This window comes from Pseudomonas sp. Irchel 3H7, assembly GCF_900187605.1.
GTDB lineage: Bacteria > Pseudomonadota > Gammaproteobacteria > Pseudomonadales > Pseudomonadaceae > Aquipseudomonas.
In genome coordinates this window covers 3258-21335 of the sequence record NZ_FYEA01000021.1, presented here as the reverse complement: position 1 = coordinate 21335, position 18078 = coordinate 3258, and the positions used below count along the sequence as shown (strand labels likewise).

Annotated in this window: 14 protein-coding genes and 1 tRNA gene; all 15 read right to left on the bottom strand. The window is 55.0% G+C overall.

The features are described from left to right. Positions 1–20 precede the first annotated feature (20 nt). Positions 21–332, bottom strand: a complete 312-nt coding sequence (gene rpsJ, locus CKW38_RS28050; RefSeq protein WP_003186070.1) for a 30S ribosomal protein S10 — start codon at positions 330–332, stop codon at positions 21–23. 158 nt (positions 333–490) lie between these two features. Continuing rightward, on the bottom strand, positions 491–1684 hold the full coding sequence (gene tuf, locus CKW38_RS28045; RefSeq protein ID WP_007918472.1) for an elongation factor Tu: 1194 nt from the start codon (positions 1682–1684) through the stop codon (positions 491–493). Positions 1685–1715: 31 nt separating this feature from the next. Further along, entirely contained in the window at positions 1716–3821 is a 2106-nt protein-coding gene (gene fusA, locus CKW38_RS28040) for an elongation factor G (protein WP_007950179.1), read from the bottom strand. 30 nt (positions 3822–3851) lie between these two features. Further along, a complete protein-coding gene (gene rpsG, locus CKW38_RS28035) occupies positions 3852–4325 on the bottom strand; it encodes a 30S ribosomal protein S7 (RefSeq protein ID WP_007916467.1) in 474 nt (157 codons plus the stop codon). A 107-nt stretch (positions 4326–4432) separates the two neighbouring features. Then, positions 4433–4804, bottom strand: coding sequence for a 30S ribosomal protein S12 (gene rpsL / locus CKW38_RS28030; protein ID WP_003186084.1), 372 nt, complete (start codon positions 4802–4804; stop codon positions 4433–4435). A 216-nt stretch (positions 4805–5020) separates the two neighbouring features. Beyond that, the gene (gene rpoC, locus CKW38_RS28025) at positions 5021–9220 is read right to left on the bottom strand and encodes a DNA-directed RNA polymerase subunit beta' (protein WP_007916472.1); all 4200 of its coding nucleotides are present in this window, start codon (positions 9218–9220) and stop codon (positions 5021–5023) included. 64 nt (positions 9221–9284) lie between these two features. Continuing rightward, a complete protein-coding gene (gene rpoB / locus CKW38_RS28020; RefSeq protein WP_007950180.1) occupies positions 9285–13358 on the bottom strand; it encodes a DNA-directed RNA polymerase subunit beta in 4074 nt (1357 codons plus the stop codon). Positions 13359–13579: 221 nt separating this feature from the next. After that, positions 13580–13945, bottom strand: a complete 366-nt coding sequence (rplL, locus tag CKW38_RS28015; protein WP_007916477.1) for a 50S ribosomal protein L7/L12 — start codon at positions 13943–13945, stop codon at positions 13580–13582. 78 nt (positions 13946–14023) lie between these two features. After that, positions 14024–14524, bottom strand: coding sequence for a 50S ribosomal protein L10 (rplJ, locus tag CKW38_RS28010; RefSeq protein WP_007916479.1), 501 nt, complete (start codon positions 14522–14524; stop codon positions 14024–14026). A gap of 198 nt (positions 14525–14722) precedes the next feature. Next, positions 14723–15418, bottom strand: coding sequence for a 50S ribosomal protein L1 (gene rplA, locus CKW38_RS28005; RefSeq protein WP_007916481.1), 696 nt, complete (start codon positions 15416–15418; stop codon positions 14723–14725). Continuing rightward, complete coding sequence (rplK, locus tag CKW38_RS28000; protein WP_003228756.1) at positions 15418–15849, bottom strand: 50S ribosomal protein L11; 432 nt, start codon at positions 15847–15849, stop codon at positions 15418–15420. The genes rplA and rplK overlap by 1 nt, the downstream gene beginning before the upstream one ends. A 117-nt stretch (positions 15850–15966) precedes the next feature. Beyond that, positions 15967–16500 (bottom strand): transcription termination/antitermination protein NusG, encoded by a 534-nt coding sequence (gene nusG, locus CKW38_RS27995; RefSeq protein ID WP_007916492.1) that lies wholly within the window; start codon positions 16498–16500, stop codon positions 15967–15969. 9 nt (positions 16501–16509) lie between these two features. Further along, the gene (secE, locus tag CKW38_RS27990; protein ID WP_007916493.1) at positions 16510–16878 is read right to left on the bottom strand and encodes a preprotein translocase subunit SecE; all 369 of its coding nucleotides are present in this window, start codon (positions 16876–16878) and stop codon (positions 16510–16512) included. 45 nt (positions 16879–16923) lie between these two features. Beyond that, positions 16924–16999 (bottom strand) — tRNA-Trp (locus CKW38_RS27985). Between the two features lie 53 nt (positions 17000–17052). Then, positions 17053–18078: elongation factor Tu (gene tuf, locus CKW38_RS27980; RefSeq protein ID WP_064121020.1), on the bottom strand; the 1026-nt coding region annotated here is incomplete at its 5' end.

Sequence of the window (18078 nt, the reverse complement as noted above, 5' to 3'; positions counted from 1 at the left end):
TACACGACTAAGACCGAGTCTTAGCCGAGGCTGATCTGCACTTCCACACCGGCCGCAAGATCAAGCTTCATAAGTGCATCAACGGTTTTATCCGTTGGCTGGACGATATCCAGAACGCGCTTATGAGTGCGGATTTCGTACTGGTCGCGCGCGTCTTTGTTGACGTGCGGAGAAACCAGAACGGTAAACCGCTCTTTACGGGTAGGCAGTGGAATTGGACCACGCACTTGAGCACCAGTACGTTTCGCGGTTTCCACGATTTCCTGGGTTGATTGGTCGATCAGGCGATGGTCAAAAGCCTTCAACCTGATACGGATTTGCTGATTTTGCATTGGATTTCAGACTCCGGCTGCTATTCCCACCGAGCGCAATACGCCCGTTAAAAGGAGGCGCAATTCTATAGACGCCCCAGATAGGTGTCAACCCAATAAAAAAGCCCCCGCTGAGCGGGGGCTTTTTCACATCATCAAGCAATCTCTATAAAAGAGAATTACGCGATGATTTTGGCTACGACACCAGCGCCGACGGTACGACCGCCTTCACGGATAGCGAAACGCAGACCATCTTCCATTGCGATGGTTTTGATCAGGGTAACAGTCATCTGAATGTTGTCACCTGGCATTACCATTTCAACGCCTTCTGGCAGCTCGCAGTTACCAGTCACGTCAGTAGTACGGAAGTAGAACTGTGGACGGTAGCCTTTGAAGAACGGAGTATGACGGCCGCCTTCTTCCTTGCTCAGAACGTAAACTTCTGCGGTGAAAGTGGTGTGCGGCTTAACCGAACCTGGCTTAACCAGAACCTGACCACGCTCAACGTCGTCACGCTTGGTGCCACGCAGCAGAACGCCGCAGTTCTCGCCAGCACGACCTTCGTCGAGCAGCTTGCGGAACATTTCAACACCGGTGCAAGTAGTAACGGTGGTGTCACGCAGACCAACGATTTCCAGCGGATCTTGAACGCGAACGATACCGCGCTCGATACGACCGGTCACAACAGTACCGCGACCCGAGATCGAGAATACGTCTTCGATTGGCATCAGGAACGGCTTGTCGGTTACACGCACTGGTTCTGGGATGTAGCTGTCCAGAGTTTCAACCAGCTTCTTGACGGCAGTGGTGCCCATCTCGTTGTCGTCTTTGCCTTCCAGAGCCATACGAGCCGAACCGATGATGATCGGAGTATCGTCGCCAGGGAAGTCATAGGTGGACAGCAGGTCGCGAACTTCCATCTCAACCAGTTCCAGCAGCTCAGCGTCGTCTACCAGGTCAGCCTTGTTCAGGAAAACCACGATGTACGGAACGCCAACCTGACGGGACAGCAGGATGTGCTCACGGGTTTGTGGCATCGGACCATCAGCGGCCGAGCAAACCAGAATAGCGCCGTCCATTTGAGCAGCACCGGTGATCATGTTCTTCACATAGTCAGCGTGACCTGGGCAGTCAACGTGAGCGTAGTGACGGATCTTCGAGTTGTACTCAACGTGTGCGGTGTTGATGGTGATACCGCGAGCCTTCTCTTCCGGTGCGCTGTCGATCTTGTCGAAGTCAACGATTGCGGAACCGAAAACTTCGGAGCAAACGCGAGTCAGAGCAGCAGTCAGAGTGGTTTTACCGTGGTCAACGTGACCGATGGTGCCAACGTTGACGTGCGGTAGGGAACGATCAAATTTTTCTTTAGCCACGACAATTAACTCCTAGCCTAAAGGGGCTGAATCAGCCTTGTTTTTTGGTTACGGATTCGACGATGTGCGACGGAGCCGTATCGTATTTTTTGAATTCCATAGAGTAGCTTGCGCGACCCTGGGACATGGAACGAACGTCGGTCGCATAACCGAACATCTCACCCAGTGGAACCTCGGCACGGATAACCTTGCCGGACACTGTGTCTTCCATACCCTGGATCATGCCGCGACGACGGTTAAGGTCGCCCATCACATCACCCATATAGTCTTCAGGCGTAACAACCTCTACAGCCATGATCGGCTCAAGCAACTCACCACCGCCCTTCTGGGCCAGTTGCTTGGTCGCCATGGAGGCAGCCACTTTAAACGCCATCTCGTTGGAGTCGACGTCGTGGTAAGAACCATCGAACACGGTAGCCTTCAGGCCGATCAGCGGATAGCCGGCAACAACGCCGTTCTTCATCTGCTCTTCGATACCTTTCTGGATAGCCGGGATGTATTCCTTAGGAACCACACCACCTACAACTTCGTTCACGAATTGCAGACCTTCCTGACCTTCGTCAGCAGGAGCAAAACGAATCCAGCAGTGACCAAACTGGCCGCGACCACCGGATTGACGAACGAACTTGCCTTCGATTTCACAGTTCTTCGTGATGCGCTCACGATACGAAACCTGAGGCTTGCCGATGTTGGCTTCGACGTTGAACTCACGGCGCATCCGGTCAACCAGGATGTCCAGGTGCAGCTCGCCCATGCCGGAGATGATCGTTTGACCAGTCTCTTCATCAGTTTTAACGCGGAAAGACGGGTCTTCCTGAGCAAGTTTGCCCAGAGCGATACCCATTTTTTCCTGGTCATCCTTGGTCTTAGGCTCTACGGCAACCGAAATAACCGGCTCCGGGAAGTCCATGCGAACCAGAATGATTGGCTTGTCAGCGTTGCAGAGGGTTTCACCAGTGGTGACGTCCTTCATGCCGATCAGGGCCGCGATGTCACCAGCGCGCACTTCCTTGATCTCTTCACGGGCGTTTGCGTGCATTTGCACCATACGACCCACGCGCTCTTTTTTGCCTTTAACCGAGTTGATCACGCCGTCGCCGGAGTTCAACACGCCCGAGTAAACGCGGACGAAGGTCAAGGTACCCACGAATGGGTCGGTAGCGATCTTGAACGCCAGAGCCGAGAACGGCTCCGCATCGTCTGCATGACGCTCCAGCTCGATTTCCTCGTTATCCGGGTCAGTACCCTTGATAGCAGGAATGTCGGTTGGCGCAGGCAGGAAGTCGATAACGGCGTCGAGAACCAGGGGAACACCCTTGTTCTTGAACGAAGAACCGCAAACAGCCAGTACGATTTCGCCGGCGATAGTACGCTGACGCAAAGCAGCTTTGATCTCTACGATCGACAGCTCTTCGCCTTCCAGGTACTTGTTCATCAGCTCTTCGTTGGCTTCGGCAGCAGCCTCAACCATGTTGTTGCGCCACTCTTCAGCCAGCTCTTGCAGCTCAGCAGGAATGTCCTTGCGAACAGGGACCATACCTTTGTCAGAGTCGTTCCAGTAGACAGCTTGCATGTTGATCAGATCGATCTGACCCTGGAAGTTGTCTTCGGAACCGATAGCCAACTGGATTGGCACCGGAGTGTGACCCAGACGCTGCTTGATCTGACCGATCACGCGCAGGAAGTTGGCGCCAGCACGGTCCATCTTGTTTACGTAAACAAGACGTGGAACACCGTACTTGTTGGCTTGACGCCATACGGTTTCCGACTGAGGCTCAACACCCGAAGTACCGCAGAACACAACGACAGCGCCGTCGAGTACGCGCAGGGAGCGTTCAACTTCAATAGTGAAGTCAACGTGGCCCGGGGTATCGATTACGTTGAAGCGATGCTCGTCTTTGTACTGCTTCTCGGAACCTTTCCAGAAGGCGGTAATAGCAGCAGAAGTAATGGTAATACCACGCTCCTGCTCCTGAACCATCCAGTCTGTGGTCGCGGCGCCGTCATGCACCTCGCCCATTTTGTGACTTTTGCCGGTGTAAAAAAGGACGCGCTCGGTGGTGGTGGTTTTACCAGCATCCACGTGAGCGACGATACCGATGTTACGGTAGCGGCTAATCGGAGTAGTACGAGCCATAAAGCCCTCGCAAAATTAGTGAAGCTAAAATTAGAAGCGGTAGTGCGAGAAAGCTTTGTTAGCTTCAGCCATACGGTGCACGTCTTCACGCTTCTTAACAGCAGCACCTTTACCTTCAGCAGCATCCAGCAGTTCGCCAGCCAAACGCAGAGCCATAGACTTCTCGCCACGCTTACGGGCGAAGTCTACCAACCAGCGCATTGCCAGAGCGTTACGACGGGAAGGACGAACCTCGACCGGAACCTGGTAAGTAGCACCACCAACGCGGCGCGACTTCACTTCGACCAGCGGAGCGATGGCGTCGAGTGCTTTTTCGAAGAGTTCCAGGGGATCGGTGCCAGCCTTACGGGTCGCAACGGTTTCCAGGGCACCATAAACGATACGCTCGGCAACGGCTTTCTTGCCGCTTTCCATAACGTGGTTCATGAATTTGGCGAGGATCTGGCTTCCGTATTTCGGATCGTCCAGAATCTCACGCTTTGCTGCTACGCGACGTCTTGGCATGATAAGCCCTCAAGCGGTCTTCAGGTTAGCTCGGGACAGATCCAATGGATGCGTGCCCGACCTTACTCTTATCGACTCAATAAAATGAAAATCTGCAAAACGGCCGATTACTTCGGACGTTTGGTACCGTACTTCGAACGACCCTGGTTACGACCTTTAACGCCGGAAGTATCCAAGGAGCCGCGAACGGTGTGGTAACGAACACCTGGCAAGTCTTTTACACGACCGCCGCGGATCAGTACCACGCTGTGCTCTTGCAGGTTGTGACCTTCACCACCGATGTACGAGGAAACCTCGAAACCGTTGGTCAGGCGCACACGGCATACTTTACGCAGTGCCGAGTTAGGTTTTTTCGGCGTAGTGGTGTACACACGGGTGCACACGCCACGACGTTGCGGGCAGTTCTGCAGCGCAGGTACGTCGGATTTCTCGACGATACGCTTACGCGGCTGACGTACCAGCTGGTTGATAGTTGCCATCTACTAGCTCCACTGTTGTCTTGCGACGCTATTGTCTTGCAAGAAAAGCAAAATGGCAGGAACGAATTCCCGCCAAATTTAGGGGATCAAGAGTCTAAAGAGGATCTTGTCCCCAGTCAAGGCAAGGCCCCGACCTCCCCGCCCCTCGAACCTCGACAAATTGTCTCGATTCGATGAACGGAGCGACCAGGGCCTTACGCTCATTTATCGCAGAACTCAGTTACCGCTCGAGTTCAGCGCTTCGGTCAGTGCAGCTTCCACTTCACTGGCGCTTACGCGCAGCGGCTTGTCTGCTTCACGACGACGCTTGCGCTCGCTGTGATATGCCAGGCCGGTACCTGCCGGGATCAGACGACCCACGACAACGTTTTCTTTCAGGCCGCGCAGGTAGTCGCGCTTGCCGGTGACTGCCGCTTCGGTCAGTACACGAGTGGTTTCCTGGAAGGAAGCCGCCGAGATGAACGATTCGGTGGACAACGACGCCTTGGTGATACCCAGCAGAACGCGAGTGTATTTGGAGACGAACTTGTCTTCGCCGCCCAAACGCTCGTTTTCTACCAGTACGTGAGTCAGTTCCATCTGGTCGCCCTTGATGAAACTCGAATCGCCGGATTCAGCGATTTCAACTTTACGCAGCATCTGACGCAGGATGGTCTCGATGTGCTTGTCGTTGATCTTCACGCCTTGCAGACGGTAAACGTCCTGGATCTCGTTGACGATGTACTTGGCCAACGCGCTCACACCCAGCAGACGCAGGATGTCGTGCGGATCGCTTGGACCGTCGGAGATAACTTCGCCGCGGTTTACCTGTTCGCCTTCGAAGACGTTCAGGTGACGCCACTTCGGAATCAGCTCTTCGTACGGATCGGTACCGTCGTTCGGGGTAATAACCAGACGGCGCTTGCCTTTGGTTTCTTTACCGAACGCGATGGTGCCGCTGACTTCAGCCAGAATCGACGCTTCTTTCGGACGACGAGCTTCGAACAAGTCGGCAACACGCGGCAGACCACCGGTGATGTCACGAGTCTTCGAAGTTTCTTGCGGGATACGCGCGATAACATCACCGATCGCGATCTTCGCACCGTCAGCCACACCGACCAGGGCGTTGGCTGGCAGGAAGTACTGAGCGATAACGTCAGTGCCTGGCAGCAACAGATCCTTGCCGTTGTCGTCGACCATCTTCACTGCCGGACGGATTTCTTTGCCCGCAGCTGGACGATCTTTCGCGTCGAGGACTTCAATGTTGGTCATACCGGTCAATTCGTCAGTCTGACGCTTGATCGTGATGCCTTCTTCCATGCCCACGTAGGTCACGGTACCTTTCATTTCGGTAACGATTGGGTGAGTGTGCGGATCCCACTTGGCCACGATTGCGCCAGCGTCGACCTTGTCACCTTCTTTAACCGAAATCACAGCACCGTACGGCAGCTTGTAACGCTCACGCTCACGACCGAAGTCATCAGCGATGGCCAGCTCACCGGAACGGGACACAGCAACCAGGTGACCATCCACTCGCTCAACGTGCTTCAGGTTGTGCAGACGGACGGTACCGCCATTCTTCACCTGAACGCTGTCGGCTGCGGAAGTACGGCTTGCCGCACCACCGATGTGGAACGTACGCATCGTCAGCTGGGTACCCGGCTCACCGATGGACTGGGCAGCGATAACGCCGACCGCTTCACCGATGTTCACCTGGTGACCACGAGCCAAGTCACGGCCATAGCACTTGGCGCAAATGCCATAGCGGGTTTCGCAACTGATCGGCGAACGCACGATCACTTCGTCGATGCTGTTCAGCTCGATGAACTCGACCCACTTCTCGTCTACCAGAGTACCGGCTGGAACGATAACGTCCTCGGTGCCTGGCTTGAATACGTCACGGGCAATAACACGACCCAATACGCGCTCACCCAACGGCTCTACAACGTCACCGCCTTCAATGTGCGGAGTCATCAGCAGACCGTGTTCGGTGCCGCAATCGATCTCGGTTACAACCAGATCCTGCGCCACGTCTACCAGACGACGAGTCAGGTAACCGGAGTTCGCAGTTTTCAACGCGGTATCCGCCAGACCTTTACGAGCACCGTGAGTCGAGATGAAGTACTGAAGTACGCTCAAACCTTCACGGAAGTTCGCAGTAATCGGCGTTTCAATGATGGAACCGTCCGGTTTGGCCATCAGACCACGCATACCGGCCAGCTGACGAATCTGTGCTGCGGAACCCCGCGCACCCGAGTCGGCCATCATGTACATCGAGTTGAACGACTCTTGATCGACTTCAACGCCGTGACGGTCGATAACCTTCTCTTTCGAGAGGTTGGCCATCATTGCCTTGGAAACTTCGTCGTTCGCTTTCGACCAAAGGTCGATCACTTTGTTGTACTTCTCGCCCTGGGTTACCAGGCCGGAGGCGTACTGGCTCTCGATCTCTTTCACTTCGTCGGTGGCAGCACCGATGATGCGGGCTTTCTCGTCCGGGATAACGAAGTCGTTAACACCGATGGAAACGCCGGAGATGGTCGAGTAAGCGAAACCGGTGTACATCAACTGGTCAGCGAAGATCACGGTCTCTTTCAGACCAACCACGCGGTAGCACTGGTTGATCAGCTTGGAGATCGCCTTTTTCTTCATCGGCAGGTTGACGACGTCGTACGACAGGCCTTTTGGCACAACCTGGAACAGCAGCGCACGGCCGACAGTGGTGTCGACGATACGGGTACCGCTCACGCTGTTGCCGTCACGGTCGTTGACGGTTTCGTTGATACGTACTTTAACCTTGGCGTGCAGTGCGGCTTCGCCGGCACGGAACACACGGTCAACTTCCTGCAGATCCGCGAACACACGACCTTCGCCCTTGGCGTTGATCGCTTCACGAGTCATGTAGTACAGACCCAATACAACGTCCTGCGACGGAACGATGATTGGCTCACCGTTGGCTGGCGACAGAATGTTGTTGGTCGACATCATCAACGCACGCGCTTCCAACTGGGCTTCCAGAGTCAGCGGTACGTGCACGGCCATTTGGTCGCCGTCGAAGTCGGCGTTGTACGCGGCGCAGACCAGAGGGTGCAGCTGGATAGCCTTACCTTCAATCAGTACCGGTTCAAACGCCTGGATACCCAGACGGTGAAGGGTCGGTGCACGGTTGAGAAGAACCGGGTGTTCGCGAATCACTTCAGCGAGAACGTCCCAAACCTCTGGCAGTTCGCGCTCGACCATTTTCTTGGCCGCTTTGATGGTGGTCGCGAGACCACGCATTTCGAGCTTGCCGAAAATGAACGGCTTGAACAGCTCGAGAGCCATCTTCTTCGGCAGACCGCACTGGTGCAGACGCAGGGTCGGGCCTACGGTAATTACCGAACGACCGGAGTAGTCAACACGCTTACCGAGCAAGTTCTGACGGAAACGACCTTGCTTACCCTTGATCATGTCAGCCAGGGATTTCAGAGGACGCTTGTTCGAACCGGTGATAGCGCGGCCACGACGACCGTTGTCGAGCAGAGCATCGACAGCTTCCTGCAACATACGCTTTTCGTTGCGCACGATGATGTCCGGAGCGGACAGATCCAGCAGGCGCTTCAAACGGTTGTTACGGTTGATCACTCGACGATACAGATCGTTGAGGTCGGAAGTCGCGAAACGACCACCGTCCAGCGGGACCAGTGGACGCAGATCTGGCGGCAGAACCGGCAGAACGGTCAGCACCATCCACTCTGGCAAGTTGCCGGAACCCTGGAAGGCTTCCATCAACTTCAGACGCTTGGACAGCTTCTTGATCTTGGTTTCAGAGTTGGTTTGCGGAATTTCTTCGCGCAGACGGCCAATCTCGTGTTCCAGGTCGATAGCGTGCAGCAGTTCACGAACAGCTTCAGCACCCATACGGGCGTCGAAGTCGTCACCGAACTCTTCCAGCGCTTCGAAGTACTGCTCGTCATTCAGCAGCTGACCTTTTTCAAGGGTGGTCATGCCTGGATCGATAACGACATAGCTCTCGAAGTAGAGAACGCGTTCGATATCACGCAGGGTCATGTCCATCAGCAAGCCGATACGGGACGGCAGCGATTTCAGGAACCAGATGTGGGCAACCGGCGAAGCCAGTTCGATGTGCGCCATGCGCTCACGACGAACCTTGGCCAGCGCAACTTCAACGCCGCACTTCTCGCAGATCACACCACGGTGCTTCAAGCGCTTGTACTTACCGCACAGGCACTCGTAATCCTTTACCGGGCCAAAGATCTTGGCGCAGAACAGGCCATCACGTTCAGGTTTGAACGTACGGTAGTTGATGGTTTCCGGCTTTTTAACTTCACCGAACGACCATGAGCGGATCATCTCAGGCGAGGCCAATCCGATACGGATGGCGTCGAACTCTTCGACTTGACCCTGGTTTTTCAGCAAATTCAGTAGGTCTTTCAAGGCCTTTCCTCCTGGCGGAGCAGAGAGCGGGCAATCCTGCCCCGCTCTCGATTCGCGTCACGTGTTATTCGGTTTCCAGATCGATATCGATGCCGAGGGAACGAATTTCCTTGATCAACACGTTGAAGGACTCGGGCATGCCCGGCTCCATACGGTGATCGCCATCCACGATGTTTTTGTACATCTTGGTACGGCCGTTCACATCGTCCGACTTCACTGTGAGCATTTCTTGCAGAGTGTAAGCAGCACCGTATGCTTCCAGTGCCCAGACCTCCATCTCCCCGAAACGCTGACCACCGAACTGTGCCTTACCACCCAGCGGCTGCTGGGTAACCAGGCTGTACGAACCGGTAGAACGCGCGTGCATCTTGTCGTCTACCAAGTGGTTCAGCTTCAGCATGTACATGTAGCCAACGGTAACTGGACGCTCGAACTTGTTGCCGGTACGGCCGTCAGTCAGCTGCATCTGGCCGCTTTCCGGCAGGTCTGCCAGTTTCAGCATGGCCTTGATTTCGCTTTCCTTGGCGCCGTCGAACACTGGAGTGGCCATTGGAACACCGCCACGCAGGTTCTTCGCCAGATCCAGGATTTCCTGATCGGAGAAGCTGTCCAGATCTTCGTTACGACCGCCGATCTGGTTGTAGATCTCGTCCAGGAAGGTACGCAGTTCAGCGACTTTACGCTGCTCTTCGATCATCCGGTTGATCTTCTCGCCCAGACCCTTGGCTGCGAGGCCCAGGTGGGTTTCAAGGATCTGACCAACGTTCATACGCGAAGGTACGCCCAGTGGGTTGAGGACGACGTCGACCGGGGTGCCATTGGCATCGTGCGGCATGTCTTCAACCGGCATGATCACGGAGACCACACCTTTGTTACCGTGACGACCGGCCATCTTGTCGCCCGGCTGGATGCGACGACGGATTGCCAGGTAAACCTTGACGATTTTCAGCACGCCTGGAGCCAGGTCATCGCCCTGCTGCAGTTTGCGCTTCTTGTCTTCGAACTTGTCGTCCAGCAGACGGCGGCGATCAACGATGTAGGCCTGAGCCTTCTCGAGCTGCTCGTTCAGAGCATCTTCAGCCATGCGCAGTTTGAACCACTGACCATGCTCAAGACCGTCGAGCACTTCGTCGGTGATGTCCTGACCTTTCTTCAGACCTGCGCCGCCTTCAGCCTTGTGGCCTACCAGAGCGGAACGCAGACGTTCGAAGGTCGCGCCCTCAACGATACGGAACTCTTCGTTCAGATCCTTGCGGATCTCGTCGAGTTGAGTCTTCTCGATCGACAGTGCACGAGCATCACGCTCAACGCCGTCGCGGGTGAAGACCTGTACGTCGATAACAGTACCTTTGGTACCGGTAGGTACGCGCAGGGAAGTGTCTTTAACGTCGCTGGCTTTTTCACCGAAGATTGCACGCAGCAGTTTTTCTTCCGGAGTCAGTTGGGTCTCGCCTTTCGGAGTGACCTTACCGACCAGGATGTCGCCTGCGCCAACTTCAGCACCTACGTAAACGATACCGGCTTCGTCCAGTTTGTTCAGTGCAGCTTCACCCACGTTAGGGATGTCCGCAGTGATCTCTTCAGGCCCAAGCTTGGTGTCACGGGCCACACAGGTCAGTTCCTGAATGTGGATCGTGGTGAAGCGGTCTTCTTGAACAACACGTTCGGACAGGCAGATGGAGTCTTCGAAGTTGAAGCCGTTCCATGCCATGAACGCGATGCGCATGTTCTGACCCAGTGCCAGTTCACCCATGTCGGTGGACGGGCCGTCGGCCATGATGTCGCTACGCTGAACACGATCACCCTTGCTCACCAGCGGACGCTGGTTGATGCAGGTGTTCTGGTTCGAGCGGGTGTATTTGGTCAGGTTGTAGATGTCGACACCAGCTTCGCCGGTTTCAACTTCGTCATCAGCAACACGAACCACGATACGGCTGGCGTCGACGGAATCGATCACGCCGCCACGACGAGCCACGACGCAAACGCCGGAGTCACGGGCTACGTTACGCTCCATGCCAGTACCTACCAGCGGCTTGTCAGCGCGCAGGGTTGGTACAGCTTGACGCTGCATGTTCGAACCCATCAACGCACGGTTGGCGTCGTCGTGCTCAAGGAACGGAATCAGCGACGCTGCAACCGAAACTACCTGTTTCGGCGAAACGTCCATCAAGGTGACTTCTTCAGGCGCCTTAACGGTGAATTCGTTCAGGTGACGTACGGCTACCAGTTCGTCGATCAGGACTTTCTGGTCGTTCATGGTCGCCGAAGCCTGCGCGATCACGTGATCGGCTTCTTCAATAGCGGACAGGAACACGATCTCGTCGGTGACCACACCCTCTTTCACCACGCGGTACGGGCTTTCCAGGAAGCCGTACTGGTTGGTGCGAGCGTACGCAGCCAGGGAGTTGATCAGACCGATGTTCGGACCTTCCGGCGTTTCAATCGGGCAAACACGACCGTAGTGAGTCGGGTGTACGTCACGAACTTCAAAGCCTGCGCGCTCACGAGTCAGACCGCCAGGGCCGAGTGCAGAGACACGACGCTTGTGGGTGATCTCGGACAGCGGGTTGTTCTGGTCCATAAACTGCGAGAGCTGGCTGGAACCGAAGAACTCTTTCACCGCCGCAGCCACCGGCTTGGCATTGATCAGGTCTTGCGGCATCAGGCCTTCGCTTTCAGCCATCGACAGACGCTCTTTGACCGCACGCTCAACACGTACCAGGCCAACGCGGAACTGGTTCTCGGCCATTTCGCCTACGCAGCGAACACGACGGTTACCCAGGTGGTCGATGTCATCGACGATGCCTTTACCGTTACGGATGTCGACCAGAGTCTTCAGTACCGCGACGATGTCTTCCTTGCACAGCACGCCCGAACCTTCGATCTCGGTACGACCGATACGACGGTTGAACTTCATCCGGCCGACCGCAGACAGGTCATAGCGCTCAGGGCTGAAGAACAGGTTGTTGAACAGGGTTTCGGCAGCGTCTTTGGTTGGCGGCTCGCCTGGACGCATCATGCGATAGATCTCGACCAGCGCTTCCAATTGGTTGCTGGTGGAGTCAATCTTCAGCGTGTCAGAAACGAACGGACCGCAGTCGATGTCGTTGGTGTACAGAGTTTCGATGCGAACAACGCCGGATTTGGCAATTTTTGCCAGGACTTCGGTGTTCAGTTCGGTGTTGCACTCTGCCAGGATTTCGCCGGTAGCCGGGTGCACGATGACCTTGGCGGTAGTACGACCGAGGACGTAGTCCAGGGGTACTTCCAGAGTCTTGATGCCGGCTTTTTCGATCTGGTTGATGTGGCGCGCGGTAATACGGCGGCCCGCCTCAACAATCACCTTGCCCTTCTCGTCCTGAATGTCCAGAACCGCAATTTCACCACGCAGACGCGAAGCAATCAGTTCCAGGCTGAGGGTTTCGCCGCTCAGGTGGAAAACGTTGGTGGTGTAGAAAGCGTCCAGCACTTCTTCAGTGGTATAGCCGAGCGCGCGCAGCAGTACCGATGCCGGCAGCTTGCGGCGACGGTCAATACGCACGAACACGCAGTCTTTCGGGTCGAACTCGAAGTCCAGCCACGAACCGCGGTAAGGAATGATGCGCGCGGAGTACAGCAGTTTGCCGGAGCTATGCGTCTTGCCGCGGTCGTGGTCGAAGAACACGCCCGGGGAACGGTGCAGCTGGGAAACGATTACACGCTCGGTACCATTGATTACAAAGGTACCGTTCTCAGTCATCAGGGGGATTTCACCCATGTAGACTTCTTGCTCTTTGATGTCCTTGATCGCTTTGTTCGACGATTCTTTGTCGAAAATGATCAGGCGCACTTTTACCCGCAAAGGTACGGCGAAAGTTACACCGCGCAATACGCATTCTTTGACATCAAATGCCGGTTCGCCCAAGCGATAACCGACGTACTCCAGCGCAGCATTGCCGGAGTAGCTGATGATCGGGAAAACGGATTTGAAGGCCGCATGCAGGCCCACGTCGCGGAACTGATCTTTAGTCGCTCCCGCTTGCAAGAATTCACGATACGAATCCAGCTGGATGGCCAGGAGGTAAGGCACATCCATGACGTCCGGCAACTTGCTAAAGTCCTTGCGGATACGTTTTTTCTCAGTATATGAGTAAGCCATCAGCGTTCCCCAGCTTGGTCACCTGCTTGTTTGGCCCCTCCCGACGGGAGCAGCCAGAAAATCGTGCAAACCCCATGGTTTGCGCCACCGCATCGGGTGGTTACAGCGCCTTTATCAGCACCGACCCAGTCGGCTGCCAATAACGGAAAAAGGCCGGTGGCAAGAGCCACCAGCCATCAGCCTGTCGCTTGACGCTCGGGCTGGAGGAGCAAAGTCGATACTTATTTCAGCTCGACTTTAGCGCCTGCTTCTTCCAGCTTCTTCTTAGCGTCTTCAGCCGCTTCTTTCGAAACGCCTTCAGCTACAACCTGAGGAGCGCCGTCTACTTTCTCTTTGGCTTCTTTCAGGCCCAGACCAGTCAGTTCACGAACTGCCTTGATCACGTTAACCTTCTTCTCGCCAGCTTCCAGCAGAACAACGTTGAACTCGGTTTGCTCTTCAACAACAGCGGCAGCAGCAGCTGGACCAGCAGAAGCAGCGGCAGCGGATACGCCGAACTTCTCTTCCATTGCCTTGATCAGCTCAACGATTTCCAGAACCGATTTTTCGCCGATTGCGTCGATGATTTGTTCGTTAGTCAGAGACATGACTTATTTCCTGAATTGGGGGATAGCCTGGAGGCCATCGAAATAAACAAAAATACGCGAGAGAGGAAACGCTCAGCCTCAGGCTGCAGCAGCTTCTTTCTGGTCGCGAAGTGCCGCCAGAGTACGAGCCAATTTGCTGGTAGCGCCTTGAATCACGCTCATCAGCTGGGAAATTGCTTCGTCACGGGTCGGCAGGCTTGCCAGAACGTCGATCTGATTAGCTGCGAGGAACTTGCCCTCGAACGCAGCTGCCTTGATCTCGAACTTGTCCTGACCTTTAGCGAACTCTTTGAACAGACGAGCAGCAGCGCCCGGGTGTTCGTTGGAGAATGCGATCAAGGTCGGGCCGGTGAACACGTCGTTGAGAACACTGTATTCAGTGTCAGCAACAGCGCGCTTGAGCAGGGTGTTACGTACAACACGTACGTAAACGCCAGCTTCACGAGCCTCTTTACGGAGTCCGGTCATTGCGCCTACTGTTACGCCACGGGCATCAACCACGACAGCGGACAGAGCGACTTTGGCAGCCTCGTTGACTTCAGCGACGATGGCCTTCTTGTCTTCGAGATTAATTGCCACGGGTTTAACTCCTGCTTGTTACCGTTTCATTCGATCGAAACCGAATGTCGTTTTGGTGTCTGATTCGGTAAGGAACCGGGAGCACCATCTGCGTAGGCTGGTGGTTTAAGACTTGCGTCGCCTACGGTCTTGGATAGCCCCCGCCAGGCAGGGACCCCAATATTTCAACTGGCGCGAATAGTCGCGCCAATTTTTGTCTTAAGCGTCCAGCGAGCTCTGGTCGATAACCAGACCTGGGCCCATAGTGGTGCTCAGGGTAACGCGCTTGACGTAGATACCTTTCGAGGAAGCTGGCTTGATACGCTTCAGATCAGCGATCAGGGCTTCAACGTTTTCCTTCAGCTTGACGGCATCGAAGCCCATCTTGCCAACGGAAGTGTGAATGATGCCGTTTTTGTCGGTGCGATAACGAACCTGACCAGCTTTAGCATTCTTGACCGCAGTCGCTACATCTGGAGTTACGGTACCAACCTTAGGGTTAGGCATCAGACCGCGCGGACCAAGGATCTGGCCCAGTTGACCTACAACGCGCATGGCATCCGGGGATGCGATCACTACGTCATAGTTCAGGTCGCCGCCTTTCATTTCGGCAGCCAGGTCGTCCATACCTACACGGTCAGCGCCGGCAGCCAGAGCGGCCTCGGCAGCTGGACCCTGGGTGAACACAGCAACGCGAACAGTCTTGCCAGTGCCGTGTGGCAGCACAGTAGCGCTACGAACAACCTGGTCGGATTTACGCGGGTCTACACCCAGGTTCACAGCAACGTCAAACGACTCGCTGAACTTGACAGTCGACAGCTCGGCCAACAGGGCAGCGGCGTCTACAATGTTGTAGGCCTTGCCTGCTTCGATTTTGCCGGCGATAGCCTTTTGACGCTTGGTCAGCTTAGCCATTACACACCCTCCACGTTAAGGCCCATGCTACGAGCAGAACCGGCGATAGTACGCACGGCTGCATCCATATCAGCTGCAGTCAGATCCGCGTTTTTGGTTTTCGCGATTTCTTCCAGCTGAGCACGGGTAACAGTGCCAACCTTAACGGTGTTCGGACGAGCGGAACCGCTGGTCAGACCGGCCGCTTTCTTCAGCAGAACCGAAGCAGGGGTGGATTTTGTTTCAAAAGTGAAGCTACGGTCGCTGTAGACAGTGATGATCACTGGAGTCGGCAGACCTGCTTCAAGACCCTGAGTACGGGCATTGAAAGCCTTGCAGAATTCCATGATGTTCACGCCGTGTTGACCCAGAGCAGGACCAACAGGTGGGCTTGGGTTAGCCTGAGCGGCCTTCACTTGCAGCTTGATGTAAGCGGTAATTTTTTTGGCCATGAGGCACTCCAATTACGGGTTCGATCGCCTCGAAAGGCTCCCCGGTTACTTGCGCGTTTATCCCAGTGACGACAAAACCCCACAGCCTAGGGCTGCGGGGTTGGGATGCTTGTTCAGCTAGACCTTTTCGACCTGACTGAACTCCAACTCTACCGGGGTAGAGCGACCGAAAATAAGCACAGCCACTTGGATCCGGCTCTTTTCGTAGTTAACTTCTTCAACAACGCCATTGAAATCAGCAAATGGACCGTCATTGACTCGCACCGTTTCACCTGGCTCAAAGAGAGTCTTCGGCTTCGGCTTGTCGCTACCATCAGCAACACGACGCAGAATTGCTTCTGCCTCTTTATCGGTGATTGGTGCAGGCTTATCAGCGGTACCGCCAATGAAACCCATCACCCGAGGAGTATCCTTGACCAAGTGCCAAGTACCCTCGTTCATATCCATCTGAACCAGCACGTAGCCTGGAAAGAACTTACGCTCGCTTTTGCGCTTCTGGCCGTTACGCATTTCAACCACTTCTTCAGTGGGAACCAGAATCTCGCCGAAGCCATCTTCCATGCCAGCCAGCTTTACGCGCTCGACCAGCGAGCGCATCACATGCTTCTCGTAACCCGAGTAAGCATGCACAACATACCAACGCTTAGCCACGGGACACCCTTAGCCGACAATCAAGGAAACAAGCCAGCCGAGCAGGGAGTCAAGACCCCACAACAGCAACGCCATAACAAGAACAACAGCCACCACAATAAGGGTGGTCTGCGTGGTTTCTTGGCGAGTTGGCCAAACGACTTTACGAATCTCGGTGCGAGCTTCCTTAACCAGTACAAAGAAAGACTTGCCCTTCGCAGTCTGCAGGCCTACAAAGGCAGCTACAGCAGCAATGACAAGCAAGGCGAGTACACGGTACAGGATCGGCGAAGCAGAGTAATACTGATTGCCAACAACGCCAACAACCACCAAAGCGACAACTACAAGCCACTTGAGCAGATCGAAGCGAGAGCCTTGAGCTTCAGCTTTAGGAGTCATCTTTGAAGATCCTGTGAAAAGAAAGCCAGACACACCAAGTGAATCTGGCAGGTCAGGAGGGAATCGAACCCCCAACCTACGGTTTTGGAGACCGTCGCTCTGCCAATTGAGCTACTGACCTAAAACAAAATCAGGCCGACCATTATGCCGGCCCGAAAAATACATTACAACTACTTACTCGATGATTTTAGCTACGACACCGGCGCCGACGGTACGACCGCCTTCACGGATAGCGAAGCGCAGACCATCTTCCATTGCGATGGTTTTGATCAGGGTAACAGTCATCTGAATGTTATCACCTGGCATTACCATTTCAACGCCTTCTGGCAACTCGCAATTACCAGTCACGTCAGTAGTACGGAAGTAGAACTGTGGACGGTAGCCTTTGAAGAACGGAGTATGACGACCGCCTTCTTCCTTGCTCAGAACATAAACCTCTGCAGTGAACTTGGTGTGCGGCTTAACCGAACCCGGCTTAACCAGAACCTGACCACGCTCAACGTCGTCACGCTTGGTGCCACGCAGCAGAACGCCGCAGTTCTCGCCAGCACGACCTTCGTCGAGCAGCTTGCGGAACATTTCAACACCGGTGCAAGTAGTAACGGTGGTGTCACGCAGACCAACGATTTCCAGCGGATCTTGAACGCGAACGATACCGCGCTCGATACGACCGGTCACAACAGTACCGCGACCCGAGATCGAGAATACGTCTTCGATTGGCATCAGGAACGGCTTGTCGGTTACACGCACTGGTTCTGGGATGTAGCTATCCAGAGTTTCAACCAGTTTCTTGACGGCAGTGGTGCCCATCTCGTTGTCGTCTTTGCCTTCCAGAGCCATACGAGCCGAACCGATGATGATCGGAGTATCGTCACCTGGGAAGTCATAGGTGGACAGCAGGTCGCGAACTTCCATCTCAACCAGTTCCAGCAGCTCAGCGTCGTCTACCAGGTCAGCCTTGTTCAGGAAAACCACGATGTACGGAACGCCAACCTGACGGGACAGCAGGATGTGCTCACGGGTTTGTGGCATCGGACCATCAGCGGCCGAGCAAACCAGAATAGCGCCGTCCATTTGAGCAGCACCGGTGATCATGTTCTTCACATAGTCAGCGTGACCTGGGCAGTCAACGTGAGCGTAGTGACGGATCTTCGAGTTGTACTCAACGTGTGCGGTGTTGATGGTGATACCGCGAGCCTT